The organism is Mesobacillus sp. ABV4_180 (genome assembly GCF_056158485.1).
On record NZ_JBSWTJ010000001.1, the window covers coordinates 826,822 to 852,931 of the forward strand.

A 26,110-nucleotide genomic window follows, 5' to 3' on the forward strand; every position below is an offset into this window, starting at 1 on the left:
GCTGGGTTTCTTCTGCTTTTAACCACCTCTAGGAAAAGAAGTTTTTTGACGGAGAGTAGGAACGTCCTTTATTCGTGCCGATAAAATATAAGTCCATGGTTGATAAAAGTCGTTTTGCAGTAGAAGAAGATTTAAGCTTCATAAATTCGCGGAATTGCTTGCTGGTAATTGATGGACCATAAATGAGGAAATAATCTCTCAATGCCTGGATATGGGCATCGGCTGATTTGTATCCGCAGCTTTTGCAAGTCCATTTCCCCTGGTGGTAGTCCAATCCGAATACATCACAGTTTGGACATTGTACACCTTGAACCATTTTATCGAATGGCAGGTTCATTGTTTTTGGGTTAGGAATTAATGATTCATGCGCCTTTATTAAATGTCTGGAGATTTTTTTTATGTCATTTTTAGAAAGGATGGATTTTGTATGCTTTTGATAGAATGAAGGGATTTTAAATGCAATATTCGAAGACCTGAACACTCTGTTTCTGACTTCTCGATCATTTGTGGGATTTTTAATGAAGGCTTGCGGATTGCTGATCGCAACAAGGTATTCAATAGGAGGCGAGTTAATGTGATGTTTTCCAAGAAATGCTTTTAATTGGGATGCCTGGATTTTTGTTTGGAGAATCGGATCAGAAAAAACTTCTTCTATATCATTGTGGATTCGGAGGAGTTGGTTGAATTCGGGAAGGAAAATCAGTGTTCCTGCATAATTTTTGGAATCAATAATGAGGAGATAAAAAGGGGTAATGATTAGGGTATCAATTTGGAAGTGGGTACCGTTGATGGGGATTCTTAAATCGTGCAAAATCAACATTTCCGAGTGGTCGATTTGGGCTAAAAAGTAATCCAGTGTCTTTTCGCCTTTGTAACCGGCTCGTTTTCGATAAAGTTTCTTTTCTAGTTCTGCTTTTTGATGATCTTGATGAGGGTAACGCCTCACTATTGCTTCGAGAATCAATAATTCTTTCGGATATTCTCTATATTTCCCGATCAAATGCCATCACTCCTTGAAATTTTTACTGTATCTATTCGCCTCGTTATTGCAAAATACCTTCTATTTGTTCCATGCATTGATTTTATTGGCGAAATCTAAAATATATCGACCACATTTTGCATTATATCAGCGGATTTTTAAATATATCGACCACATTTTAAGATATATCGACCACTTTCCCCAATATATCGACCACTTTCCCCAATATATCGACCAACCCATGAAAACCCAACTACCTCCTTTAGCTAAAACCCCATGCCTGCCACTCATCCAATCTCCCAATCTCCACCCCGCCACTACATTTTCAAATCCACACCTTCTCGAATACTCTGTCCGTATGTTATACTACATTAGTTAAAGTTGCTTCGATAAAACACTATATGTGTATTTATATACAAATCAAGGTTCCGAGACTAACTAATAAAAGGTTTCACAATTTTTTTTACGGAGGATCACATGGGAAAAGACTCTAAAGCAAGGAAACAAAAAGGCCTATTGCTGTCATTTGTTCCTACAGGTGAATACTACTTCACCAAAGGGGTCAAGGCTTTCCACAGGCGGGATTTGAAGAAGGCTGAAAAGTATTTCCAGCGCGCAATGCAGCTTGAACCCGGCGAGCCGATGATCGTTTGCCAGCTGGCAATCGTGCAGTCGGAGTTGGGGGAATACCAGCAGTCTAACCGTCTTTTGCACTTGGTCCTCGAAGAACTTGATGAAAACATGGCGGAGAGCCATTATTTCTTAGCGAATAACTATGCTCATATGGGATTATTTCGGGATGCTTTCAGGCATGCGAACTTATACTTGGAATTGAATGAAGACGGGGAGTTTGCTGAAGATGCGAACGACCTTCTTGAGCTTCTGACGCTTGAGGCGGAAGAAATGGATGAGGATTATTACGAAGAGGATGACTTGATCATCAAGCAGGAGGAAGCAAGAAATCACCTCGAATCCGGTGAGTTTCCGAAGGCGATTGAGATTTTCCAGGAAGTCATCGAAGAGTATCCAGAATACTGGTCGGCTTACAATAATCTCGCGCTGGCTTATTTTTACCTTGGTGAGACGGTTAAGGCTCGTGACATCCTGAATGATGTATTCGAGCAGAACCCAGGCAATCTGCACGCATTGTGCAATGCCCTTGTTTTTGCGCATTACCAGGGTCACGATAAGGAAGGCCAGGATTTAAAGGACTCCTTAGAAAAAATACATCCAATCCATGTTGAGCATCAGTTCAAGCTTGGCGCAACCTTTGCGCTTGTCGGCGAATACGAACTGGCTTACAGATGGCTGAAGAAGCTGCAAAAATCAGGCTTTGAAGGCGACGGAGCATTCTATTACTGGCTGGCTCACGCGTCTTATTTTACCGGCAGGGAAAATACAGCACGTTTAGTGTGGAAAAAGGTACTCGAGTTCAGTCCGGAAAAAGAAGGCATGGAACCTTGGGCTGATCAACCAGGCGTGAAGTTCGAAACCCAGGTATCTGCCATCCTGAACCAGCTGAACAGTGATTATCCGGAAGAGCGTCTATTTGCCCTTTTCCTTACATCTGTGTCCGCAAAAAAGAAAGAAATACTCGAAGCGGATAAATCCACAGATAAAATGACGGAAATGGAAAAATCGTATCTTTCCTACCTGGCATCAGGCAAGTTGAACAGCAGGAAAGAGGAGGTCAAAGGCGCGCATGAAACGGCTAAGCTCCTGTACGACCACCACCGGCCAATCAGCAAAAATGAAGCTGGCGTCTACATTATGTGGTTTTCAGTATTCGAGCAGGCAGCGAAAGCAGGCTATGACTTCAAAAACAAGAAAGCATGGGCTGCGGCAGTTGACTATCTCTGGGATAAGCTAAGAAATATCAAGACATCCAAACAGGCAGTCGCGAAAAAATACGGATTGTCTGTCTCCACGCTATCCAAATATATTAATTTGGCAAACGAGTTCCTTCAGGAAGAAGACAGCATGTAAAATAAAGGCTAGCCCATCTGATTGGCAGAAGGGCTGGCCTTTTTTTGTACTTCGACAATAACTCTATTTCTCTTGTGACCTGTACGCTTTATTCCCCTGGCATGAAAATTTCCCAGCTTACCTTACGAGGGCTTTGTAATCGTTGATTTCCCACCCTTCAAGCGTGTAGGCCATTTCCCAGAATTGCAGCTCGTAATGGCTGCTAATCAAAAAATGCTGTTTCATTTTTTCTCTTTCATTTTCCGATGAGCTCTCTGCCAGTTTATCCAAAAGATTGAGCTGCTCTTTCACAAGATCGCCAAACCAGTCGCTTCCATAGGCCGAGATCCATTCCTGGTAGATCGTGGTTTCTGGCGTTGCATTCTTAAGCTTTTCTCCAATCTCATAGTAAATCCAGTAGCAAGGCAGAATGGCGGCAATGATTTCACCAAGACTTCCTGATGCGGCCACCCGGTAAAGGTGGGAGGTATATGCATAGGCTGTCGGTGCGGGTTCAAAGCTTTGCAACTCTTCCTTTGTGACCCCAAGCTGTCCTATAAATTTCTCGTGTAAGCCAAGCTCAGCCTGATATGTACCCTGGGCATGGGCAGCCATTCTGGATGTTGTAGCCAAATCCTCCGCGCGTGAAGCAGCAATCGACTGGATACGAGCGAAGTGGGAAAGGTAATAAGAATCCTGCAAGACATAATAATGAAAGCTTTCAAGTGATAATGTTCCATCGGCGATTCCCTGTACGAAAGGGTGGTTGAAATTTGCCTCCCAAATCTTGTTTGCTTCTTGACGAATGATCTGTGTAAAACTGGACATGAAAAAACCTCCTTAGATTTCAGCATCCTCAGGTTGAAGGATACTTTTTTCCAATAAAAAAACCACTTTCTGCAGGCAGAAAGTGGTCGTATTGGCAGCAAGTAAAATCGATAAGCTCCAGATACTCCACTTCCCTACGCTGGTATGATCCAGATCAGGTTCAAAGGGTCTTAAAGTTTCACTTTAATCTCAGCCTTAGCAAAAGGCTCCCCTAGCAGATTTGCATTATAAGTGTTTATTTGTAAATCATCATAACATCCTGCGTATTTATGTCAATATTTTAAACAGATCCTGTCCATCAAACCATTTTTGGCAAATAAGTGAACACGATCATTTTTCAAGCATATTTTTGGACTATATGCTTCCTGTTTTATAGGATATGTTTAGGCAGGAAATACTATTTTCGAATGAAAACCGAAAATGATTGCGGATTATGATATTCAAAGGAGTTGTACACCATGTCAGAAGAGAAAATTTATGACGTCATTATCATCGGTGCGGGTCCGGCAGGGATGACGGCAGCTGTTTATACATCACGTGCGAACTTGTCGACGCTGATGCTTGAGCGCGGCGTACCGGGCGGACAGATGGCTAATACAGAGGAAGTTGAAAACTACCCTGGCTTCGACCACATCCTGGGACCGGAACTTTCGACCAAGATGTTCGACCACGCAAAAAAATTCGGTGCGGAATATGCTTACGGTGATGTAAAGGAAGTCATCGACGGCAAAGAATATAAAACGATCAAGGCTGGAAACAAAGAATATAAAGCACGCTCGATCATCATCTCTGCAGGTGCTGAGTACAAGAAGCTTGGCGTTCCTGGCGAACAGGAGCTCGGGGGCCGCGGCGTTTCTTACTGTGCAGTTTGTGACGGTGCATTCTTTAAAGGAAAAGAACTTGTGGTAGTCGGCGGCGGAGACTCTGCGGTTGAAGAGGGTGTATATCTGACCCGTTTCGCTTCAAAAGTGACGATCGTTCACCGACGCGATGAGCTTCGCGCGCAAAAAATCCTTCAAGACCGTGCATTTGCCAATGACAAGATTGATTTCATCTGGAACCATACTGTCAAGCAAATCAATGGGGACGGAAAGGTTGGCAGCGTGACACTTGTTTCCACACAAGATGGCGAAGAAAAAGAATTCGCGGCTGACGGTGTTTTCATTTATATTGGAATGGTTCCGCTGACGAAGCCGTTCGAAGGCCTTGGAATCACAAACGGCAACGGCTACATCGAAACGAACGAGCAAATGGAAACGAAAGTTCCGGGCATCTTCGCAGCTGGTGATATTCGTGAAAAAACACTTCGACAAATTGTTACAGCAACGGGTGATGGCAGTATCGCAGCCCAGAACGCACAGCATTATGTCGAAGAGCTCGTTGAAGAATTAAAAGCAAACGCATAATTTTTATGGACTGCTGAATCTGTCAGAAATTAATTGGTAAAAACAGCATGTCTCGGCATAAATTAACAAAACGTAATTAGATATTAATTCTTCTGTAACAGTAGTGAAACAATCATGGGGTATTATAGAAGTAGAAATTGACCCCCTTTTAAAAATATAATCCTTTGACGGCACAGGTTATCCTGTGCTTCTTTTTTTACATAAAAGTGAAACAGGCTGCTTCCAGGGATTATAACACCTCTCCTAGTCGACCATACTTCTAATTGACAATCCTTAACAAAAATATCATCTTTGTATTCATTGTGGCGAAAATCTAAAAATAGTATAATGGAAAGAATAAAAGTTCGGCGTATGATCAATGGCTGTTTTCGCATTGAGCACTGCTTTTATATTAGCTTACAGCGTTTTCATCAAAAGCAGTTATAGCAAAATGTCCAGCTTCAGTGTCTAAAACATGAAGGTATGTGATTGGGCACGTATGTATATTTGAAGAGGTGGAATCGATGCAGCGCGTGACGAATTGTGTTTTGGTAAAAGATAAAAAAATTTTACTGCTGCAAAAGCCGCGCCGCAATTGGTGGGTGGCTCCGGGCGGGAAAATGGAACCAGGAGAAACCGTGAAGGATTCCTGTGTCAGGGAATTCCGCGAAGAAACGGGCATATACTTGAGAAACCCGCAGATTAAAGGGATTTTCACGTTTGTCATCAAAGAAGACGATCAAGTGGTGTCCGAGTGGATGATGTTCACTTTTTACGCTACTGCAGCGGATGGAATCAACCTTGATGAATCGGAGGAAGGAACGATATCCTGGCATGACCTCGATACCATCAAAGATCTTCCGATGGCTGCAGGCGATTATCATATCCTGGATTATATGGTCCATGGACAGGGTATTATCTACGGAACCTTTACTTATACACCGGATTTTGAGCTGATCAACTACAGGCTCGATCCTAATTGATATCGTATTAAACTTCATTTTCAGGGGGAAAGAGAAATGAGTACCGGTTCAACTACTGATACCCAGCTCGTGATTATTACAGGGATGTCTGGCGCTGGAAAGACCGTCGCGATCCAGAGTTTTGAGGATTTAGGATTTTTCTGCGTGGATAATCTGCCGCCAACATTGCTGCCGAAATTCCTTGAGCTAATGAAGGAATCAGGCAATAAAATGAATAAAGTCGCACTTGGCATGGATTTGCGCGGCCGTGAGTTTTTTGACTCGCTGTTTAAAGCGCTTGATGATTTGGCTGAAACTTCATGGGTTGCACCGCAGGTATTGTTTCTTGACGCTGATGATTCAACGCTTGTGCGCCGTTATAAAGAAACAAGGCGTTCACACCCGCTGGCTCCATCCGGACTTCCGCTTGAAGGCATTCAGCTTGAGCGCGAGCTTCTGGAAGAGCTGAAGGGCAGAGCACAAATCATCTATAAAACAACTGACATGAAACCGAAGGAGCTTCGTGAGAAAATCCTTGAGGAGTTTTCAGTCAATAAAAAGACCATTTTCACCGTAAATGTGATGTCTTTCGGATTCAAGCATGGAATTCCGATCGATGCTGATTTAGTTTTCGATGTGCGCTTTTTGCCGAATCCGCACTATATTGATCATATGCGTCCAAAAACAGGTCTTGATGAAGATGTGTCGACATATGTTTTGAAATGGAACGAAACGACCAAGTTCCTTGAAAAGGTGACGGACCTTTTGAGCTTCATGCTTCCGCATTACAAGCGAGAAGGCAAGGCCCAACTGATCATCGCCATCGGCTGCACAGGCGGACAGCATCGCTCTGTTGCACTTGCTGAACATATCGCCAAGTTTTTCGAGAAGGACTATCATACTCGTGTGACACACCGGGATATTGAAAAAAGGAAGGGACAGACCACATGATGACGGACCGACAGCCAAGAATCGTCATCATCGGGGGAGGAACCGGCTTGCCAGTCCTTCTTCGCGGCCTGAAGAAATACCCTGTTGATATCACCGCGATCGTGACAGTTGCCGATGATGGCGGAAGTTCAGGCAGGCTTAGGGAGGATATGCATATTCCTCCGCCTGGTGATATCCGAAATGTCCTTGCTGCACTGTCAGACGTGGAGCCGTTGATTGAAGAGATGTTCCAGCACCGGTTCAATACTTCTAATGAATTGTCCGGCCATTCTCTTGGGAACCTGATTCTTGCGGCAATGACATCGATTACCGGTAACTTCGTCCATGCCATCCAGGAAATGAGCAAGGTCCTGAATGTGCGCGGCAAGGTGCTCCCGGCAGCGAACAGAAGTGTCATGCTGAATGCGGTAATGGAGGATAACAGCATTGTCAGGGGCGAATCGAAAATTCCTTACTCGGGTAAAAGGATCAAGAGGGTATTCCTCAATCCTGAAGGTGTCAAGCCGCTTCCGGAAACGCTCCAGGCAATCAGGGAGGCTGATTTGATTGTCATTGGTCCAGGAAGCTTATATACGAGCATCCTGCCAAACCTTCTAGTTAAAAAACTGGGGAATGAAGTATGCAAGGCCCAGGGGCGAAAAGTGTATATTTGCAACCTGATGACGCAGGCAGGAGAGACACATGACTTTGCTGCCAGTGACCATATAAAAGCAATCTATGACCATGTAGATTGTGCTTTTATTGATACAATCCTTGTTAACAGCGAAACCATCCCGCCGGATGTCGAGCTCAGATACAAGGAGGAGCTTGCCCAGCCTGTTCATTTTGATCTTGATATGCTGATGTCCCTTGGGGTTGAGGTTGTCCAGGAGGAAATCGCTGAACTCGAGGGCAATGTCATCAGGCACGATACAAAAAAAGTAGCAGAAATTTTATATTCTATGATTTTAAATGAAACCAAAAAGAGATATAACGCGTAAATAGAGGATGCAAGCGTTTGTCTTCTTTCGGACCAGTATAAATATCGTCGAAGCTTTTAAATAAATCAGGTTGCTGCGCTATACAAATTAGGGGGTGAGAAGGTGTCGTTCGCTTCGGAAACAAAAAAGGAACTCACGAATATTGACGTGAAGGGCTGCTGCGCAATCGCGGAACTGTCCGCTTTGATCCGGATGAATGGTTCCCTTTCCTTCTCAAATCGCAAACTCATCGTAGACATACAGACTGAAAATGCCGCAATTGCAAGGCGCATCTATACTTTGATCAAGAAAAGCTATCAGGTCCAGGTGGAACTGCTGGTGCGCAAAAAGATGAGGCTGAAAAAGAATAATGTTTATATTGTCCGCTTGAAGGAATCAGCCAGAGAAATTCTGGAGGATTTAAAGATTTTAGGAGAAGGCTTTGAAATCATTCATGAAATTTCGCCAGAATTGGTGAAGAAGAAATGTTGTAAGCGTTCTTACCTTAGAGGCGCATTCCTGGCAGGAGGGTCTGTCAACAATCCGGAGACATCTTCCTATCATCTTGAAATAGCCTCTATGTACCAGGAGCATAATGACTCATTATGTGAATTGATGAATACCTTTGGCCTGAACAGCAAAACGCTTGAGCGGAAAAAAGGTTTTATCACATATTTAAAAGAAGCAGAAAAAATCACCGAGTTTTTGAATATCGTAGGCGCGATCAACGCGCTGTTAAGATTCGAGGATATCCGGATTGTACGTGATATGAGAAACTCAGTAAACCGACTGGTCAATTGTGAAACAGCAAACTTGAACAAGACGATCGGGGCGGCCCTTAGGCAGGTTGAAAACATCCGATATATTCGCGATTCGGTAGGCCTTCACATTTTACCGGATAAATTGAGGGAAATAGCCCAACTTCGGGTCGATTACCAGGATGTTACTCTGAAGGAATTGGGCGAGATGGTAACAGGCGGAACAATCAGTAAATCAGGAATCAATCACCGGCTCCGGAAAATAGATGAGATAGCAGAAAAACTGCGTGCCGGCCAGATCATCAATAAATAGAGGGTTAGAGGAGGAAAACACAAATGGTCGAAAGACAAGTGCAAGTCAAGCTCAAAACAGGTTTACAAGCTCGTCCGGCAGCATTGTTCGTACAGGAAGCAAACCGGTTCTCGTCTGATATTTTCCTTGAGAAAGACGGAAAGAAAGTAAACGCAAAGAGCATCATGGGACTGATGAGCCTTGCCGTAAGCGCAGGCGCATCCGTTAACTTGATTGCAGACGGAAATGACGAAGACGAAGCTTTGGAAAAGCTGGCTGAATATATCCAGAAGGAAAACTAGAATTTCCACTAAAAAACTCGCTCCTGGCACTCAGGAGCGAGTTTTTAATCTGTTTATTTATCTTTCTTTTCTTCTAGTACATTGCGAGTGATGATTTGGTCAACAAGACCATATTCCTTCGCACGTTCAGCAGTCATGAAATTATCGCGGTCAGTGTCTTTCGCGATGACATCAAGCGGCTGGCCAGTGCGCTCTGAAAGAATCGTATTAAGCTTTTCACGAAGGAAAAGGATGCGCTTCGCAGCGATTTCAATTTCTGTCGCCTGTCCCTGAGCACCGCCAAGTGGCTGGTGGATCATGACTTCAGCATTAGGAAGGGCATAGCGCTTGCCTTTCGTTCCGGCAGCAAGCAGGAATGCACCCATGGATGCAGCCATACCGATACAGATTGTCTGGACATCAGGCTTGATGAACTGCATAGTATCATAGATTGCCATGCCGGCAGTGATGCTGCCGCCCGGGCTATTGATGTAGATGGAAATGTCTTTTTCCGGATTTTCAGCTTCCAGGAAAAGCAGCTGAGCTACGATTGAATTTGCAACATTGTCATCAATCCCGCTTCCCAGCATAATGATGCGATCCTTTAAAAGGCGGGAATAAATATCATATGCCCGTTCGCCCCGATTCGTTTGTTCAATAACTGTAGGAATCAAGTTCATGTGTTTTTTCCTCCTTTAACATAAAGATCATTCATTGCCATTTTCATGGCAGATAGCAGGCTGGCATAAACTGGATCGTTTGCCATAATACCTATGTAATTTTAATGATACACGCATGGTCAATGAAGGTCAAACGAATCGCTTACAAAGCCTGCATAAACAGTTCGACAATAATGTATATTCCAATTTGCTGTACCGTATCCATCTTACCCAACAATAACATTTTTAAACGATTCCAATGGTCCCTCTTCCAAAAAACATTCTTGCAAACAAGGGAAACATACCCTATAATAGGTAAGCGTAACGCTAACTTTATACATGCCCTCGTGGTGCAACGGATAGCACGTAAGATTCCGGTTCTTGAGATGTGGGTTCGATTCCTGCCGAGGGCGTCCTAAATCCCCCAGCGCTTAATTTAAGCGCTGGGGGATTTTTATATGCTTCTATTTATTTTTTGTAAATTAGGTAAATAAGCACAACTTGTATAGGTGATTCAATCAAACAAGTCCTCCTGTCTTTTCATAGTGTATAAAGAGACTGTCTAAAGTCTTGAAAAAATATGAAAGGAAGATGAATTTGGCAGAAATTAATCAAGTACAGCAAATACCTGATAGTTGTTTTGAACCTGTTCCTGTGGGTGGTTTTAATGTAACGTTGTTGAGAGTTGAGCCAGTGGCAGGTGGATATAGGTGGGTATACCAAATAGATAATATTAACGCTCCGCGGGCATTGAGTGATTGGGTACTAGGTATTGACTTTGAGTGTCGTTCACAAATTACTGAATGCTTAGCGACCCCGATTTTCACTACTGGAACAACACCTGGAGAACTAGTGCCGTATGGAGATTGTGAAAATGAAGAATTCACGGCTGCGCCTTTGCCTTGCCCTCCTAGGTCGGATTGTAGTGCTGGAGAAAGATTAGTTGGGTTTAAATTTGATGAAATAGGCGAACTAGACGCAGGTAATTCACAAATATTTGCAATTACACTACCACAGCCGCCAATGTACGAAATAGGATGTATAGCCCTAAAGATTGGGCAAGGTGGTCAGGAAGGGGAAGCTGAATTTTGTGGAGAAATCTGCCTTCCAGCATGTGTAGTCGATTGTGACAATCAATGTCTATGCCCTGATGATCAAAACACATTTAATTGTCGTGTGGATTTTCCGCCCACTTGCTTCAGGTTAGCTAGTACTGACCCAGCAGATGTACTATTTGGTTTTTGTATCGGCAGTGTTGGAAGTGCGACCTCCAGACCGTGTCAAGCTCCAGCTGAGGTATTTGTTTGCGACCAAACTTTAACATGCTGTGTCCCTGTCTTAAGATGGACTCGCCAAGTAAGGTTGCAAATACAGTTTAACGTCCCGAAACAAGGACAGTGTGGAGGGCGATTATATGAGTGCTGTTACGATGAAGTCACTGTAACCCAAGTATGCTTTACCTGTCCTGGTGAAATGCCGGACTTCGAGGAACCAGGTTGTGAAAACACCACAATTACGGTTAATTCGGTAAGACCGACTGGCACTGGTGATGCTGTAATTAACTATACTGTTGAACTCCCTAATTGTGTCTCAGACCTAGGATAATTCAGTAGTCAGAAGTTGAATGATTCCAAAATAACTGAAATCCCCCTGCCACTTTATCAGGCAAGGGGATTCTTGTTTTGGAAGCGTGGCAAATACTTTCCATACACCAATTCCCTTTTATCATGTAAAATAAATGAAGGGGTGATTTAGATGGATCTGAAAGCTGGATTGTGGCAAAAGCAGACGTTAAAATTGGCGATGACTCAGGAGCTTACCCAGGCGATTGCGCTTTTGCAATATTCCGCACAGGAGCTTGCGGCTTTTCTTGAAGCTAAATCGATGGAAAATCCCCTTATTCAAGTAGACTTTAAAAATATTTCTCATTTTGATGCCAGTATGGACCGAACGCGAAAGACGCAAAGGAAGTCGTTTGAACGGGATCAGCGAAACCTAATCGAGCAGATTGGGTCACATGAGAGTGATACCCTTGAGGAACACCTGCTATCTCAATTGAACTTGATAAAAGCTACTCCGGAAGAAAAACTGATTTTACATGAGTTGATTGAAAACATAGATGAAAACGGTTACTTAAATATCCAAAGGGAAGACCTTATAAAAAAATACGCGGGTGACGAAGAAATAATTGATTCCGCTTTCTTTAAACTCCAATCTCTGGATCCTGCCGGCATAGCGGCCAAGGACCTGCAGGAATGCCTGCTGCTTCAATTAACAAGACAGGGCAGGACTCCAGAAAATGTATTGGCCATAAAAATTATCCGGGACCATTTTCTTCTTTTTGCCGAGAAAAAATGGAAGGCGCTGGCGAAAATGCTGAACGTCGATTTGAAGGACATCCAGAAAGTTCATGACAGTATCCAGCAGTTGAATCCAAAGCCCGGGGCGTCTTTTCAGCGCGGAAAGCCGGCCTATATTGTTCCCGATGTGGTTGTGAAGCGCGAGGGAGACGAATTGAGCATCAGTGTTTTTGATGCACTGATCCCGAAGGTTTCCTTTAATGCAGGATACTATCAACAGCTGTCCGGACATAAGGACAAGGAAGTGAATAAATTTCTTCAGGAAAAGCATGGGGATTATCAGTGGATCCAGCGTAGTCTCGAACAGAGAAAGGAAACACTGTTGAAGGTCTCGATGAAAATCATCGAAAAGCAAGAGGATTTCTTTTTAAAAGGGCCTGCACACCTGCAACCGATGACGATGAGAGAAGTCGCGGAAGAGCTCGAAATCCATGAATCCACGGTAAGTCGGACTGTCCGTGAAAAATTTATGCAAACCCCATCCGGGACATATGAATTGAAGTCCTTTTTCACAAGTGCGATCCAAACAACCGAAAATGACCAGGCTTCATCGCAAAAAGTGAAAGCAGCGATCGAGCACTATATAAAAGAAGAAGATAAGCAGAAACCACTATCCGACCAGGTCCTTGTTGAAATGTTAAAGGAACAGGAAGGAATGGTCGTATCGAGGAGAACCGTCGCAAAATACCGTGACCAGTTGGGCATACCATCGTCATCCAAACGGAAACGTTTTGATTGAAATTGGATTATATTTCCGTTTTGCGAATAAAGAGTCGTTATTTGCGAATAAATTTCTTTTTTTGCGAATAAACTCTCTGGATTTGCGATTAAAATTGTTTATTTGCGAATAAAGTCAAGATATGCGGATAAATGTGTTTTCTGTAAAAGAATTCAACATTTTTGGCGAAGAAAAAGGGTATTCAACTAGTCTAAGGAGAGCAAAAATGAAAAAAACAGTCAAACTATACTCCCGTCCCCGCTGCCATCTGTGCGAAACAGCACGAGAAATCCTCGAAGACCTTCAGCAGCAATGGAATTTTACAATAGAAGAAATCAATATCGACCTTGATGATGAGCTTGTTGAGAAGTATGGAATCATGATTCCTGTCGTGGAATTGGACGGGGAAGAACTGCAATATGGCAATGTGAACAAAAAGTTCATAAGTGAAGCGTTTTCACGAAAAAACCTTGAGTTTATTAGTTGATTAAGGTTTTCACTCCTGTTAGAATGAATTTTGTAGCAGGGGTGATTTTTTTTACCGCAGGTGGGACATAATATGTCTTGGCGGGACATTTTTTGACCAACACTGATAAAGGAGAATATCATATGGATCAATCGCTCATTGATATTCAAAAAAGAATATTGCCCGATTTAATGCAAGTTATGCAAAAACGATACCTCATCCTCCAATACATAAACGTGATGCAGCCAGTTGGCAGGAGAAACTTATCCGTCAGTTTGAATCTGACTGAACGGATTTTGCGTTCTGAGGTTGAATTTTTGAAGGACCAGAATCTGATCTCGATGTCGGTTCAGGGAATGACCTTGACCGAAGAGGGAAAAGATATACTGGAAAGTCTTGATAGAGTAATGCGAGACATAATGGGTATAAACACATTAGAGCAGCAGCTGCAAAAGCGCATGGGCATCCGGAAAGTGATTGTTGTCCCAGGAGACAGCGACCGTTCGCCATGGGTCAAAAGCGAGCTGGGGCGTGCGACGGCAAATAGCATGAGAGATCTTCTCCAAAGCAACAATATAATTGCTGTAACTGGAGGATCGACTATGGCGGCTGTGGCAGATATGTTGACACCCGATTTCGGAGAGAAGGATTTGCTGTTCGTGCCTGCAAGGGGCGGAATTGGCGAGGACGTCAAGAATCAGGCAAACACGATTTGCGCAAACATGGCGGACAATACGAATTCACGCCATCGGGTTTTTTACGTACCGGACCAGGTCAGCAGCGAGATTTATGAATCCTTCATCAAAGAGCCGCTGATTTATGAGGTTTGGAATTTAGTTAAATCAGCAAGCATGGTTTTACATGGTATTGGAGACGCTATTACAATGGCGGAACGTCGAAATACCAGCCATGAGGATCTTCAGAAAATCCTCGATGGAAAAGCAGTTGGCGAGGCTTTTGGTTATTATTTTAACGAAGCCGGGGAAATCGTCCACAAAGTGCTGACGATCGGTCTCCAACTTAATGATCTCGAACATATCGGCGATGTCATTGCGGTAGCCGGCGGTGAATCAAAGGCAAAGGCAATCAGAGCCTATATGAAACAGGCACCTTCTTCTACAATCCTGATCACGGATGAGGGAGCCGCTAAAACATTGTTACAAGGGTAACACCTTTATATAAACAACACCTTTTAAGGAATCAAAGGAGGAAATACACATGGCAGTAAAAATTGGTATTAACGGATTTGGTAGAATTGGACGCGTTGTTTTCCGCGCAGCATTAAAAAACCCTAACGTAGAAGTAGTGGCAGTTAACGACTTAACTGATGCAAACATGCTTGCTCACCTTTTAAAATATGATACAGTTCATGGAACTTTGAATGAAGAAGTAACAGTTGACGGCGACTATCTTGTAGTTGCAGGACAGCGCGTTAAAGTTTTGGCAGAAAGAGATCCTGCACAGCTTGGCTGGGGCGACCTTGGCGTAGAAATCGTAGTAGAATCTACTGGACGTTTCACTAAGCGTTCTGACGCTGCTAAGCACCTTGAAGCAGGCGCTAAGAAGGTTATCATCTCTGCTCCAGCGACTGACGAAGATATCACAATCGTAATGGGTGTTAACGATGACAAGTACGATGCGGCTAACCACCACGTAATCTCTAACGCATCTTGTACAACAAACTGCTTGGCTCCATTCGCGAAAGTATTGAACGACAACTTCGGAATCAAGCGCGGTATGATGACAACTGTTCACTCATACACAAATGACCAGCAAATTCTTGACCTTCCGCACAAAGACTACCGTCGTGCGCGTGCAGCTGCGGAAAACATCATTCCTACAACAACTGGTGCTGCAAAGGCAGTTTCTCTAGTATTGCCTGAGCTTAAAGGCAAATTGAACGGTGGAGCAATGCGTGTACCAACTCCAAACGTTTCACTAGTTGACCTTGTTGCTGAGCTTGAAAAAGACGTAACAGTAGAAGAAATCAACAATGCTCTTAAGGCAGCTTCAGAAGGCGACCTTAAAGGAATCCTTGGTTACAGCGAAGAGCCGCTAGTATCTAGCGACTACAATGGCTGTGCAAACTCTTCTACAATCGATGCACTTTCAACAATGGTTATGGAAGGCAGCATGGTAAAAGTAATCTCTTGGTATGACAACGAGTCTGGTTACTCTAACCGTGTAGTTGACCTATGTGATTTCATCGCTAAAAAAGGTCTGTAAGCTAATATTGGATAACCAATCCAATATTGACTATAATGTAGTAGGATGAAAAGGGGAGCGGGGAAAAGTCCCTCTCCTCTTTTTCTGCTTAATCGCCTTGCAGCCACTGGCATCAGCCAGGAGGCTCAGGTGCCATTTTAAAGGAGGTCTCTAGCCTTGAACAAAAAGACAGTTAAAGATGTGGATGTAAAAGGGAAACGAGTTTTTTGCCGCGTTGATTTCAACGTGCCGATGAAGGATGGACAGGTAACAGATGAAACAAGGATCCGTGCGGCTTTGCCAACGATCCAATACCTGGTTGAGCAGGGAGCGAAAGTCCTTCTTGCAAGCCACCTTGGCCGTCCAAAAGGGCAGGCTGTTGAAGAATTGCGTTTGACTCCAGTAGCAAAGCGTTTGTCTGAGCTGCTTGGCAAGGATGTAAAGAAAACAGACGAAGCTTATGGCGACTCTGTAAAATCTGAAATCGACAGCATGAACGAAGGCGATGTCCTGCTTCTTGAGAATGTCCGCTTCTATCCAGGCGAAGAGAAGAACGATCCTGAACTGGCAAAGGCATTTGCTGATTTGGCAGATGTATACGTAAACGATGCTTTCGGAGCTGCCCATCGTGCGCACGCTTCAACTGAGGGCATTGCAAAGCACCTCCCTGCAGTTTCAGGCTTCCTGATGGAAAAAGAGCTTGAGGTTCTTGGTAAAGCATTATCAAACCCAGAGCGACCGTTCACAGCAATCATTGGCGGAGCAAAAGTTAAAGATAAGATTGGTGTCATCGACAATCTGTTAGAACAAGTAGATAACCTGATCATCGGCGGCGGACTTGCTTATACGTTCGTAAAGGCACAGGGCCACGAAATCGGAAAGTCTCTTTTAGAAGAAGATAAAATTGAATTGGCTAAGAGCTTCATGGAAAAAGCAAAGGCAAAGGGCGTTAACTTCTACATGCCTGTAGACGCAATCGTTGCCGATGATTTTTCTGCTGATGCAAATACAAAGGTCGTTGCGATTGAAGAAATTCCTTCAGACTGGGAAGCTCTTGATATCGGGCCTAAAACAGCTGAAACTTACCGCGATGTGATCCAGAAGTCTAAATTGGTCATCTGGAACGGACCAATGGGTGTCTTCGAAATCGACAAGTTCGCAGAAGGTACAAAGGCTGTAGCACAAGCTTTAGCCGATGCTAACGATACATATTCGGTCATCGGCGGAGGAGACTCTGCAGCAGCAGTTGAAAAATTCAACCTCGCTGATAAAATGAGCCACATCTCCACGGGCGGCGGCGCTTCCCTAGAGTTCATGGAAGGCAAGCAGCTGCCAGGCGTAGTGGCATTGAACGATAAGTAAGGTTTTTATCCAGGAGCGGGGCCGCGGCAGTGCACGGTTGCGGATCCTGACCGCTGTTGTTAAGCCGCTCTTTTTAAAAAGAATAAATTCAGCCCAACATCCAGAGGGGATTTTTTAAAGCATTACATGCTGCATGAAGCAGCAAACATGAAAGGAAGTGTCAGCATGCGAAAACCAATCATTGCAGGAAACTGGAAAATGCATAAAACGCTGCCTGAAGCAAAAGATTTTATCGAAAAAGTAAGCGGACTTGTTCCGTCAAATGACAAGGTTGAATCTGTAGTTTGTGCCCCGGCATTGTTCCTTGGACAGCTTGTCGAGCTAACGCAGAATTCAGAATGTTGAAATTGGTGCACAAAACATGCACTTTGAAGAAAATGGTGCTTTTACAGGCGAAATCAGTCCGAAAGCATTGCAGGATATCGGCGCAAAATACGTGATCATCGGTCACTCTGAACGCCGTGAAATGTTCAATGAAACAGACGATTCGGTTAACAAAAAGACCTTGTCAGCATTCAAATACAATCTGACTCCGATCGTTTGCTGCGGCGAAACGCTTGAACAGCGCGAAAACGGCGAAACAAACGAATTCGTTGGCGGCCAGATCAAGGCAGCACTTAACGGCCTGACAGACGAGCAGGTAAAACAAACTGTGATCGCTTATGAGCCTATCTGGGCAATCGGAACAGGAAAATCTTCTACAGCTGAAGATGCGAACGAAACTTGCGCACACATCCGCAAAGTGATCGCAGAGCAATTCTCACCTGAAGTGGCTGAAGCAGTTCGCATCCAATATGGCGGAAGCGTAAAGCCAGGAAACATCCAGGAATACATGTCACAGCCTGATATCGACGGCGCATTGGTCGGCGGAGCAAGCCTTGAGACAGATTCTTTCTTGCAGCTATTGGAGGCAGGTTCGAATGAGTAAAACGTCACCAACAGCTTTGATCATTCTGGACGGCTTTGCATGCCGCCCCGAGTCAAAGGGGAATGCGGTAGCGCAAGCGAAAAAGCCAAACTTTGACCGCTACTGGAACAACTTCCCACATGCACAGTTAATTGCGAGCGGAGAAGCGGTTGGCCTGCCAGAGGGCCAAATGGGTAACTCAGAGGTTGGACACCTGAACATTGGTGCTGGCCGTATCGTTTACCAGAGCCTTACACGCGTGAATATCTCAATTCGTGAAGGCGAGTTTGAAAAAAATGAAACCTTCCTTGCGGCAATCAGGCATGCGAAGGAAAAAGGCACTGCCCTTCATTTGATGGGGCTGTTGTCTGACGGCGGCGTGCACAGCCATATTGAGCATATGTTTGCTTTATTGAAGCTTGCAGCAAGAGAAGGCCTGAAAAAAGTGTATGTACACGGATTCCTTGACGGCCGCGATGTTGGACCGCAAACTGCACCTGGATATATCAAACAAGCACTAGAAAAAATGAGCGAAATCGGTGTCGGTGAATTTGCGACGATTTCTGGGCGATACTATTCTATGGACCGTGACAAGCGCTGGGAGCGTGTGGAGAAATCCTACCGTTCAATGGTGTACGGCGACGGACCTACGTATTCTAACCCAATGGAATTGATTGAAGATAACTATAATAACGGAATCTTTGATGAATTCGTTGTCCCATCTGTTCTAGTTCAGCGAGATGGTTCACCAGTTGCTACGATCAAGAACGACGATGCTGTGATTTTCTACAACTTCCGTCCTGACCGTGCAATCCAGATTTCAAATACTTTTACAAATAAAGATTTCCGTTCATTCGACCGCGGAGATGCTCATCCTGAGAAACTTCACTTCGTGTGCCTGACGCACTTCAGTGAGACAGTTGACGGTTATGTGGCGTTCGAGCCTTCCAATCTTGACAACACGATTGGTGAAGTGATTTCACAGGCGGGCATGACACAGCTTCGCATCGCTGAAACGGAAAAATATCCACACGTAACATTCTTCATGAGCGGCGGCCGAGAGCAGGAATTCCCTGGCGAAAAGCGAATCCTGATCAATTCGCCTAAAGTTGCGACATATGACCTGCAGCCAGAAATGAGCGCTTACGAAGTAACCGATGCATTGATCAAGGAAATCGAAGCTGACAACTTCGATGCGATTCTATTGAACTTTGCGAATCCGGACATGGTTGGACACTCAGGAATGCTTGAGCCTACTATCAAGGCGATCGAAACTGTTGACGAGTGCCTTGGTCGCATCGTTGACCTGATTGTTTCGAAAGGCGGTACAGCGATCATCACTGCTGACCACGGAAACGCGGATGAGGTCGTTACGCTTGAAGGAAATCCAATGACAGCGCACACGACAAATCCGGTGCCAGTCATTGTTACAAAAGCTGGCGTTGAGCTTCGTGAAGACGGAATACTCGGCGACCTTGCACCAACAATGCTAGAATTATTAGGATTGAATAGTCCAGCCGAAATGACTGGAACATCATTATTCAAAAAATAAACGCAGAATTGCTGCTAATCCAAAAATAAGGAGAGATTACTTATGCCATTCATTACAGACGTATACGCACGTGAAGTATTAGATTCCCGCGGTAACCCAACAGTTGAGGTGGAAGTTTTCACAGAATCAGGCGCTTTCGGACGCGCACTAGTTCCAAGTGGTGCTTCTACTGGTGAATACGAAGCAGTTGAGCTTCGTGACGGCGACAAGAGCCGCTACCTTGGAAAAGGTGTACTAAAAGCAGTTGAAAACGTAAACGAAATCATCGCTCCATTCTTGATTGGCGAAGAGTTCAACGTTCTTGATCAAATTGGCATCGACCAGGCACTAATCGAATTGGACGGAACAGAAAACAAAGGGAAATTAGGCGCTAACGCAATTCTTGGTGTATCAATGGCTGTTGCACACGCTGCTGCAGATTACCTTGACATTCCTTTATACCAATACCTTGGCGGATTCAACGCGAAGCAGCTTCCAGTTCCAATGATGAACATCGTAAACGGCGGCGAGCACGCTGACAACAACGTAGACATCCAGGAATTCATGGTAATGCCTGTTGGTGCTGAGAACTTCCGTGAAGCACTTCGCATGGGTACTGAAATCTTCCACAGCCTGAAGTCTGTTCTTAAAGAAAAAGGCTTGAACACAGCTGTAGGTGACGAAGGCGGATTCGCTCCAAACCTTGGATCAAACGAAGAAGCTCTTCAAACAATCGTTACAGCAATCGAAAAAGCTGGCTACAAGCCAGGCGAGCAAGTAATGCTTGCTATGGACGCTGCTTCTTCTGAGTTCTACAACAAAGAAGACGGCAAATACCATCTTTCTGGAGAAGGCGTTGTGAAGACATCTGCAGAAATGGTTGACTGGTACGCTGAAATGGCTTCTAAATACCCAATCATCTCAATCGAAGACGGTTTGGATGAAAACGACTGGGAAGGCCACAAGCTATTGACTGAGCGCCTAGGCGGCAAAGTTCAGCTTGTTGGTGACGACCTGTTCGTTACAAACACGAAAAAGCTATCTGAAGGGATCGAGCAAGGCGTTGGCAACTCAATCCTGATCAAAGTGAACCAGATCGGTACTTTGACTGAAACATTCGACGCAATCGAAATGGCGAAGCGCGCAGGCTACACAGCAGTAATCTCTCACCGTTCAGGTGAAACTGAAGATTCAACAATCGCTGATATCGCGGTTGCTACAAACGCTGGCCAAATCAAAACTGGTGCACCATCACGTACAGACCGCGTAGCGAAGTACAACCAGCTTCTTCGCATCGAAGACCAGCTTGGCGAAACAGCTCGCTTTAACGGAATCAAATCTTTCTACAACCTTAAGAAGTAATCAGACGCTCTAGTAGCGACAAGAATCCTCGTATAATCGAACGCCGGTAGCATGACGATGCTGCCGGCGTTTTTTTGTCTGTATGGTTTATTGGACATTTCGGAGGAATGAGACCTCTAAGGGATTTTATAGACATTTCCAGGGCTGAAGGCATTCAAAATGACTAATAAAAGAGGTTTTATAGACATTTCCAGAGCTAGAGGGATTCAAAATGACTAATAAAAGTGGTTTAATAGCCATTTCCAGAGCTTGAGGTAGTCAAAATGTCTAATAAAAGCAATTTCGTGGACATCTCGCGAGGAGCAGGAATAAAATGTCCGTCAATAAAAGATAAGAATCCAGAATTACTGTCAGCCATGTCTAAACCAATACATAGAACCTTAAAACTGAACACACTACGCCACCCACCCGCCCCTTCCTTTAGTAAAAATATGTAACCCTGCTGATATGAAATAAACTGGCTGACAATCCACAATACTATATGTATACTCACCAAAGATGGGAGCCGGTTGAATATGAAAAAGTTTCTCTTTGCTGCAATCTTGCTCACTTTTACCTTGCCTTCTTTTGTTTTGGGGGCTGCGTTGCCAAAACAGGTCAAGAATCCTCCCGAGATATCTTCACAAGCGAAAAAGTCTGATAAGAGTGAGACTCCTTCCTCAGTGAAAAGAGCCAAGTTCGAAAAAACTGGGCATGTGTTTTGGGATATTCCTGTAAAGGAGAAGCTTGTGGCTTTTACTTTTGATGATGGGCCAGATCCTACTTATACCCCGCAAATCCTCGATGCGTTAAAAAAACACGATGCGAAGGCTACTTTTTTTGTGATTGGCGAAGAGGCGGAGCGATACCCGGATATCATTAGAAGGCAGGCAAAGGAAGGGCATGAGATTGGCAATCATACGTACAGGCACCATTTCCGTGATGGCTACTCACCTGCGATGCTGAAAAAGGAACTCGAGAAAAGCTCTGCTGTAATCAAGGAGCTGACTGGCGATACTCCAACTCTATTTCGTCCGATTGCCGGCTATTATGATAAGGAAATCGTTGATACCGCAATAGATGGGGGTTACAATGTGATACTTTGGTCGTGGCATCAGGAAACGAGGGACTGGAGCAGGCCGGGTGTTGCAAAAATTACGCAGAATGTCATTTCCGACACACGTCCCGGAGATGTCATCATCTTTCACGATGCTGGAGGGAATCGATCTCAAACGGTGAAGGCGGTTGAGGATATTCTCGAGATTTTATACAGAAACGGCTATAAATGCACGACCGTTTCAGATTTACTGTATAAGTCGAACACAGTCCTCCCGACTTCATTACACTAACATTAAAGCTTGGTTCAAAAACTTGCATCAAAAATGGATTGGAGAATCTCCCCAATGACTGAGAGTGCAGCAAAGCTTCCCATAAAATTCGTAACTATTCGGACAAGTATTGTTTCATTGCTGAAAATGTGATAAATTTAAAATACTGTTAGCAGTTTTATCGGGAGGTACGTCATGCATACATTATTAACGATTCTTTTAGTGGTCGTGAGCCTTGGACTTATCGTCGTTGTTCTTCTTCAATCAGGCAAGAGTGCTGGACTATCCGGTGCGATTTCCGGAGGCGCTGAGCAATTGTTCGGTAAGCAAAAGGCAAGAGGACTTGACCTTGTCCTGCACCGCGTCACTGTAGTTCTTTCAGTGCTATTCTTTGTTCTGACTATTGCCGTTACTTATTTCAAGCTATAATACACACAATGACCCGGCTTCAATAGAGGCCGGGTTTTGTTGTGTTTGCGGCTAGAAAAATCTGCACATAATTCCATGCATTCTGGGTATTTACATATATAAAGGCTTTTAATTGGAATGTTACCTGCATGTTTGTTAAAACTAAGGAAGATATTTATATAGAGGGAGTAGGAAAATGAGAAAGTTAGTGCCAAGACCTTTTACATTTAAAGCTGGAAAAAGAGCGGTTTTGCTGCTGCATGGATTCACGGGAAATTCTGCAGACGTCAGGATGCTCGGACGATTTTTGGAAGGTAAGGGATATACGAGTCATGCGCCTGTTTTTAAAGGACATGGGGTGCCACCTGAAGAATTAATACATACCGGACCCGAGGATTGGTGGCAGGATGCGCTGAACGGCTATGAACTCCTGAAGAGTGAAGGCTATGAAGAAATCGCTGTGGCCGGTCTGTCCCTTGGAGGAGTCCTTTCATTGAAACTGGGTTATACAGTTCCACTTAAGGGAATAGTGCCAATGTGCGCGCCGATGCACCTGAAGACAGAGGAGCTTATGTACCGTGGTGTTCTTGAGTATGCCAGGGAATATAAGAGGATGGAAGGCAAACCTGAAGAGCAAATCGAAGCAGAGGTCAAAGATCTTGAACAGAAATCGATGGCAACGCTTAAAGACCTTCAGGAACTGATCAAAGAAGTTCGCGGCAGCATCGACATGATCTACACACCAACATTCGTTGTCCAGGCAAGAAATGATGTCATCATTGACCCGGACAGTGCGAATATCATCCATGATAATATCGAATCTGAGCATAAAAAGCTCAAGTGGTATGAAGAATCCGGGCATGTGATCACGCTGGATAAAGAGCGTGAACAGCTGCACGAGGATGTTTATGAGTTTCTCGAATCATTAAATTGGAAAGAATAATAAGATAGAACTTTTAATAAAGGAGGGATTTTATATGGATGAGAATATTAAAGGCCATATAGACAGGCTTTTACATTATATGAAGGACGAAGCCTATAAGCCGCTTACGGTCCAAGAGCTTGAAAGTGCCTTCGGAATCCAGGATTCGTCGACTTTCAAGGACTTTGTGAAGGCCCTGGTGGTCATGGAGGAGAAAGGGCTTGTCGTCAGGACACGCAGCGACAGGTACGGACTTCCGGAAAAAATGAATCTCGTTCGTGGCCGCTTCAGCGCGCATGCGAAGGGATTCGCGTTCGTCATCACGGAAGAGCAGGGCATGGATGACATCTTCATCCCGCCAAATGAGACGAGCAATGCGATGAACGGTGACACAGTCCTTGTACGTGTATCATCGGACAGCTCTGGACAGCGCCGTGAAGGGACGGTTGTACGCATCCTGGAAAGAGGCGTTTCACAAATCGTCGGTACATATACTGAAAGCAAGCATTTCGGTTTTGTGATTCCGGACGACAAAAAGTTTACGAGTGACATTTTCATTCCTAAAGAAGCAGGGATGGGTGCAGTCGAAGGGCATAAGGTCGTCGTAAAATTGACGAGCTATCCTGAGGGCCGCAAGAGTGCTGAAGGTGAAGTCACTGCAATCCTTGGCCATAAAAACGATCCGGGTGTCGATATCCTGTCTGTGATCCATAAGCATGGACTCCCGATGGAGTTTCCTGACGAAGTTCTGAAGCAGGCAAACGAAGCGCCGGACCAAATCAATGAGAGTGAAATCGCGAACCGCCGTGACCTCCGCAATGATGTCATTGTTACGATTGACGGCGCGGATGCCAAAGACCTTGATGACGCCGTTCAGGTGACAAGACTTGAAAATGGCAACTATAAACTTGGCGTCCATATCGCCGATGTAACGTACTATGTAACCGAGGATTCACCAATTGACCGGGAGGCAGAAGACCGTGCGACGAGTGTGTATTTGGTTGACCGGGTTATTCCAATGATTCCGCATCGGTTATCAAATGGTATTTGCTCGCTTAATCCAAAAGTTGACCGGCTTACACTGTCTTGTAATATGGAAATCTCTCCGGACGGCCAAGTGGTAGACCATGAAATTTACCAGAGCGTCATCAAGACGACTGAACGGATGACGTATTTTGATGTGAACAGGATCCTTGTTGATAAAGACGAAGAAACACGTTCACGATATGAATCGCTTGTTCCAATGTTTGAATTAATGGAAGAGCTTGCCGCGATCCTTCGTAAAAAAAGAATGGAAAGAGGCGCGATCGACTTTGATTTTAAAGAATCAAAGGTATTGGTCGATGAAGAAGGCCATCCTACAGATGTCGTTTTACGTGAACGTTCTGTTGCTGAAAAGCTGATTGAGGAATTCATGCTTGCGGCAAACGAAACAGTCGCTGAGCATTTCCACTGGCTGGATGTGCCATTCATCTATCGCATCCACGAAGATCCAAAAGAGGATAAGCTGAGAAAGTTCTTTGATTTCATTACAAACTTCGGATACCTTGTCAGAGGTTCAGCAAATGGAGTCCATCCAAGGGCGCTGCAGGAAATCATCGAAGAGGTCCAGGGCAAGCCGGAGGAAATGGTTGTCTCAACTGTCATGCTTCGTTCGATGCAGCAGGCGAAATACTATCCTGAAAGCCTCGGACACTTTGGTCTTTCAACTGAGTTTTACACGCACTTCACATCACCGATCCGTCGTTATCCTGACTTAATTGTCCACCGTCTGATCAGGACATATTTAATCGAGAGCAAACTCGACCAGGCAACGAAGGAAAAATGGAATGCGATGCTGCCTGATATCGCGGAGCATTCATCCAATATGGAACGCCGTGCTGTCGAAGCGGAACGTGAAACAGATGAGCTGAAGAAAGCCGAGTACATGGAAGACAAAGTTGGGACGGAATACGATGGAATCATCAGTTCGGTTACGAACTTCGGCATGTTCGTTGAGCTTCCTAACACAATCGAAGGCCTTGTACATGTCAGCTACATGACAGATGATTATTACCGCTATGATGAACGCCATCTGGCGATGATTGGCGAACGGACGGGCAATGTCTTCCGAATCGGCGATGAAATCACGGTCCGCGTCATCAAGGTAAACAAAGATGAGCGCTCTATAGATTTTGAAATCGTCGGTATGAAGGGAACGCCAAGACGAGAACGTCCAGCTGCACCAAAAGTATTCAAGACGGGCAGCAACGACAGAAAACCTCGCCGTGGCAAAGAAGAAGAAGGCAAGCGAGGCGGCAGAGGCTCTGGCGGTGGAAGAGGTTCAGGAGGGGGCCGAAACGGCTCAGGTTCCGGTTCAGGATCAGGATCAGGATCAGGTTCCGGTTCCAGTTCAAAACCAAAAAGCAAAAAGAAGAAATTCTTCGAAAACGCACCAGCCGCAAAGCGCAAATCGAAAAAGAGAAAATAGGCAAGCTGAAAAAGAGAGCTCCTGTTGAAGGGGCTCTCTGTTGTCCTTGAAAAGCCAGTGCTTGCGCTTTTCG

22 protein-coding genes, 1 tRNA gene, 1 pseudogene and 1 riboswitch are annotated in these 26,110 nt (G+C 44.5%); of the genes and pseudogenes, 21 read left to right on the forward strand and 3 right to left on the reverse strand.

The window, feature by feature from the left end; translation table 11 throughout:
* Positions 1 to 28 precede the first annotated feature (28 nt).
* Entirely contained in the window at positions 29 to 1,000 is a 972-nt protein-coding gene (locus ACXAEA_RS04050; protein ID WP_475094658.1) for a nuclease-related domain-containing protein, read from the reverse strand.
* Between the two features lie 456 nt (positions 1,001 to 1,456).
* Here ACXAEA_RS04050 and ACXAEA_RS04055 point away from each other — a divergent pair, with 456 nt between their 5' ends.
* On the forward strand, positions 1,457 to 2,965 hold the full coding sequence (locus tag ACXAEA_RS04055) for a tetratricopeptide repeat protein (protein WP_475094659.1): 1,509 nt from the start codon (positions 1,457 to 1,459) through the stop codon (positions 2,963 to 2,965).
* A gap of 117 nt (positions 2,966 to 3,082) precedes the next feature.
* Here ACXAEA_RS04055 and tenA read toward each other — a convergent pair whose 3' ends face one another.
* Complete coding sequence (gene tenA, locus ACXAEA_RS04060; protein WP_475094660.1) at positions 3,083 to 3,772, reverse strand: thiaminase II; 690 nt, start codon at positions 3,770 to 3,772, stop codon at positions 3,083 to 3,085.
* 114 nt (positions 3,773 to 3,886) lie between these two features.
* Positions 3,887 to 3,995, reverse strand: a riboswitch (TPP riboswitch).
* Between the two features lie 235 nt (positions 3,996 to 4,230).
* Here tenA and trxB point away from each other — a divergent pair.
* The 6 genes from trxB to ACXAEA_RS04090 all read left to right on the forward strand — a co-directional run bounded on the left by trxB (position 4,231) and on the right by ACXAEA_RS04090 (position 9,381).
* Positions 4,231 to 5,178, forward strand: coding sequence for a thioredoxin-disulfide reductase (gene trxB, locus ACXAEA_RS04065; RefSeq protein ID WP_475094661.1), 948 nt, complete (start codon positions 4,231 to 4,233; stop codon positions 5,176 to 5,178).
* Positions 5,179 to 5,681: 503 nt separating this feature from the next.
* The gene (locus tag ACXAEA_RS04070) at positions 5,682 to 6,140 is read left to right on the forward strand and encodes an NUDIX hydrolase (protein WP_475094662.1); all 459 of its coding nucleotides are present in this window, start codon (positions 5,682 to 5,684) and stop codon (positions 6,138 to 6,140) included.
* A gap of 36 nt (positions 6,141 to 6,176) precedes the next feature.
* Complete coding sequence (rapZ, locus tag ACXAEA_RS04075) at positions 6,177 to 7,070, forward strand: RNase adapter RapZ (RefSeq protein WP_475094663.1); 894 nt, start codon at positions 6,177 to 6,179, stop codon at positions 7,068 to 7,070.
* On the forward strand, positions 7,067 to 8,050 hold the full coding sequence (locus ACXAEA_RS04080) for a gluconeogenesis factor YvcK family protein (protein ID WP_475094664.1): 984 nt from the start codon (positions 7,067 to 7,069) through the stop codon (positions 8,048 to 8,050). Before rapZ ends, ACXAEA_RS04080 begins: the two co-directional genes overlap by 4 nt.
* Before the next feature lie 102 nt (positions 8,051 to 8,152).
* Positions 8,153 to 9,100 carry a DNA-binding protein WhiA gene (gene whiA / locus ACXAEA_RS04085; protein WP_475094665.1) on the forward strand — a complete coding sequence of 316 codons (948 nt, stop codon included), beginning with the start codon at positions 8,153 to 8,155 and terminating at the stop codon, positions 9,098 to 9,100.
* 23 nt (positions 9,101 to 9,123) lie between these two features.
* Positions 9,124 to 9,381 carry an HPr family phosphocarrier protein gene (locus ACXAEA_RS04090; RefSeq protein WP_475094666.1) on the forward strand — a complete coding sequence of 86 codons (258 nt, stop codon included), beginning with the start codon at positions 9,124 to 9,126 and terminating at the stop codon, positions 9,379 to 9,381.
* Positions 9,382 to 9,434: 53 nt separating this feature from the next.
* Here the strand turns inward: ACXAEA_RS04090 and clpP are convergent, their stop codons facing one another.
* Entirely contained in the window at positions 9,435 to 10,040 is a 606-nt protein-coding gene (gene clpP / locus ACXAEA_RS04095) for an ATP-dependent Clp endopeptidase proteolytic subunit ClpP (protein WP_475094667.1), read from the reverse strand.
* Positions 10,041 to 10,360: 320 nt separating this feature from the next.
* Here clpP and ACXAEA_RS04100 point away from each other — a divergent pair.
* From ACXAEA_RS04100 to rnr, 14 genes and pseudogenes are all read left to right on the forward strand, one after another.
* Positions 10,361 to 10,432: transfer RNA gene (locus ACXAEA_RS04100), tRNA-Arg, on the forward strand.
* A 157-nt stretch (positions 10,433 to 10,589) separates the two neighbouring features.
* Positions 10,590 to 11,624: a hypothetical protein gene (locus ACXAEA_RS04105; protein ID WP_475094668.1), complete on the forward strand. Its 1,035-nt coding sequence runs from the start codon at positions 10,590 to 10,592 to the stop codon at positions 11,622 to 11,624.
* A 150-nt stretch (positions 11,625 to 11,774) separates the two neighbouring features.
* Positions 11,775 to 13,118: an RNA polymerase factor sigma-54 gene (rpoN, locus tag ACXAEA_RS04110; protein ID WP_475094669.1), complete on the forward strand. Its 1,344-nt coding sequence runs from the start codon at positions 11,775 to 11,777 to the stop codon at positions 13,116 to 13,118.
* Between the two features lie 205 nt (positions 13,119 to 13,323).
* Positions 13,324 to 13,584: a glutaredoxin family protein gene (locus ACXAEA_RS04115; RefSeq protein ID WP_475094670.1), complete on the forward strand. Its 261-nt coding sequence runs from the start codon at positions 13,324 to 13,326 to the stop codon at positions 13,582 to 13,584.
* Positions 13,585 to 13,706: 122 nt separating this feature from the next.
* Positions 13,707 to 14,732 carry a sugar-binding transcriptional regulator gene (locus tag ACXAEA_RS04120; protein WP_475094671.1) on the forward strand — a complete coding sequence of 342 codons (1,026 nt, stop codon included), beginning with the start codon at positions 13,707 to 13,709 and terminating at the stop codon, positions 14,730 to 14,732.
* A gap of 49 nt (positions 14,733 to 14,781) precedes the next feature.
* Positions 14,782 to 15,789, forward strand: a complete 1,008-nt coding sequence (gene gap, locus ACXAEA_RS04125; RefSeq protein WP_475094672.1) for a type I glyceraldehyde-3-phosphate dehydrogenase — start codon at positions 14,782 to 14,784, stop codon at positions 15,787 to 15,789.
* Positions 15,790 to 15,945: 156 nt separating this feature from the next.
* Positions 15,946 to 17,130 (forward strand): phosphoglycerate kinase, encoded by a 1,185-nt coding sequence (locus ACXAEA_RS04130; RefSeq protein WP_475094673.1) that lies wholly within the window; start codon positions 15,946 to 15,948, stop codon positions 17,128 to 17,130.
* A 165-nt stretch (positions 17,131 to 17,295) separates the two neighbouring features.
* Positions 17,296 to 18,058: pseudogene (tpiA, locus tag ACXAEA_RS04135) on the forward strand (triose-phosphate isomerase).
* Positions 18,051 to 19,589, forward strand: coding sequence for a 2,3-bisphosphoglycerate-independent phosphoglycerate mutase (gene gpmI / locus ACXAEA_RS04140; RefSeq protein WP_475094674.1), 1,539 nt, complete (start codon positions 18,051 to 18,053; stop codon positions 19,587 to 19,589). Before tpiA ends, gpmI begins: the two are co-directional and overlap by 8 nt.
* A gap of 42 nt (positions 19,590 to 19,631) precedes the next feature.
* On the forward strand, positions 19,632 to 20,930 hold the full coding sequence (gene eno / locus ACXAEA_RS04145; RefSeq protein ID WP_475094675.1) for a phosphopyruvate hydratase: 1,299 nt from the start codon (positions 19,632 to 19,634) through the stop codon (positions 20,928 to 20,930).
* Positions 20,931 to 21,445: 515 nt separating this feature from the next.
* Complete coding sequence (locus tag ACXAEA_RS04150; RefSeq protein ID WP_475094676.1) at positions 21,446 to 22,258, forward strand: polysaccharide deacetylase family protein; 813 nt, start codon at positions 21,446 to 21,448, stop codon at positions 22,256 to 22,258.
* A 174-nt stretch (positions 22,259 to 22,432) separates the two neighbouring features.
* Positions 22,433 to 22,666: a preprotein translocase subunit SecG gene (gene secG / locus ACXAEA_RS04155; RefSeq protein ID WP_475094677.1), complete on the forward strand. Its 234-nt coding sequence runs from the start codon at positions 22,433 to 22,435 to the stop codon at positions 22,664 to 22,666.
* A 175-nt stretch (positions 22,667 to 22,841) separates the two neighbouring features.
* Positions 22,842 to 23,588: an alpha/beta hydrolase gene (locus ACXAEA_RS04160; RefSeq protein WP_475094678.1), complete on the forward strand. Its 747-nt coding sequence runs from the start codon at positions 22,842 to 22,844 to the stop codon at positions 23,586 to 23,588.
* A gap of 34 nt (positions 23,589 to 23,622) precedes the next feature.
* Positions 23,623 to 26,037: a ribonuclease R gene (gene rnr, locus ACXAEA_RS04165; RefSeq protein WP_475094679.1), complete on the forward strand. Its 2,415-nt coding sequence runs from the start codon at positions 23,623 to 23,625 to the stop codon at positions 26,035 to 26,037.
* Positions 26,038 to 26,110: the final 73 nt, after the last annotated feature.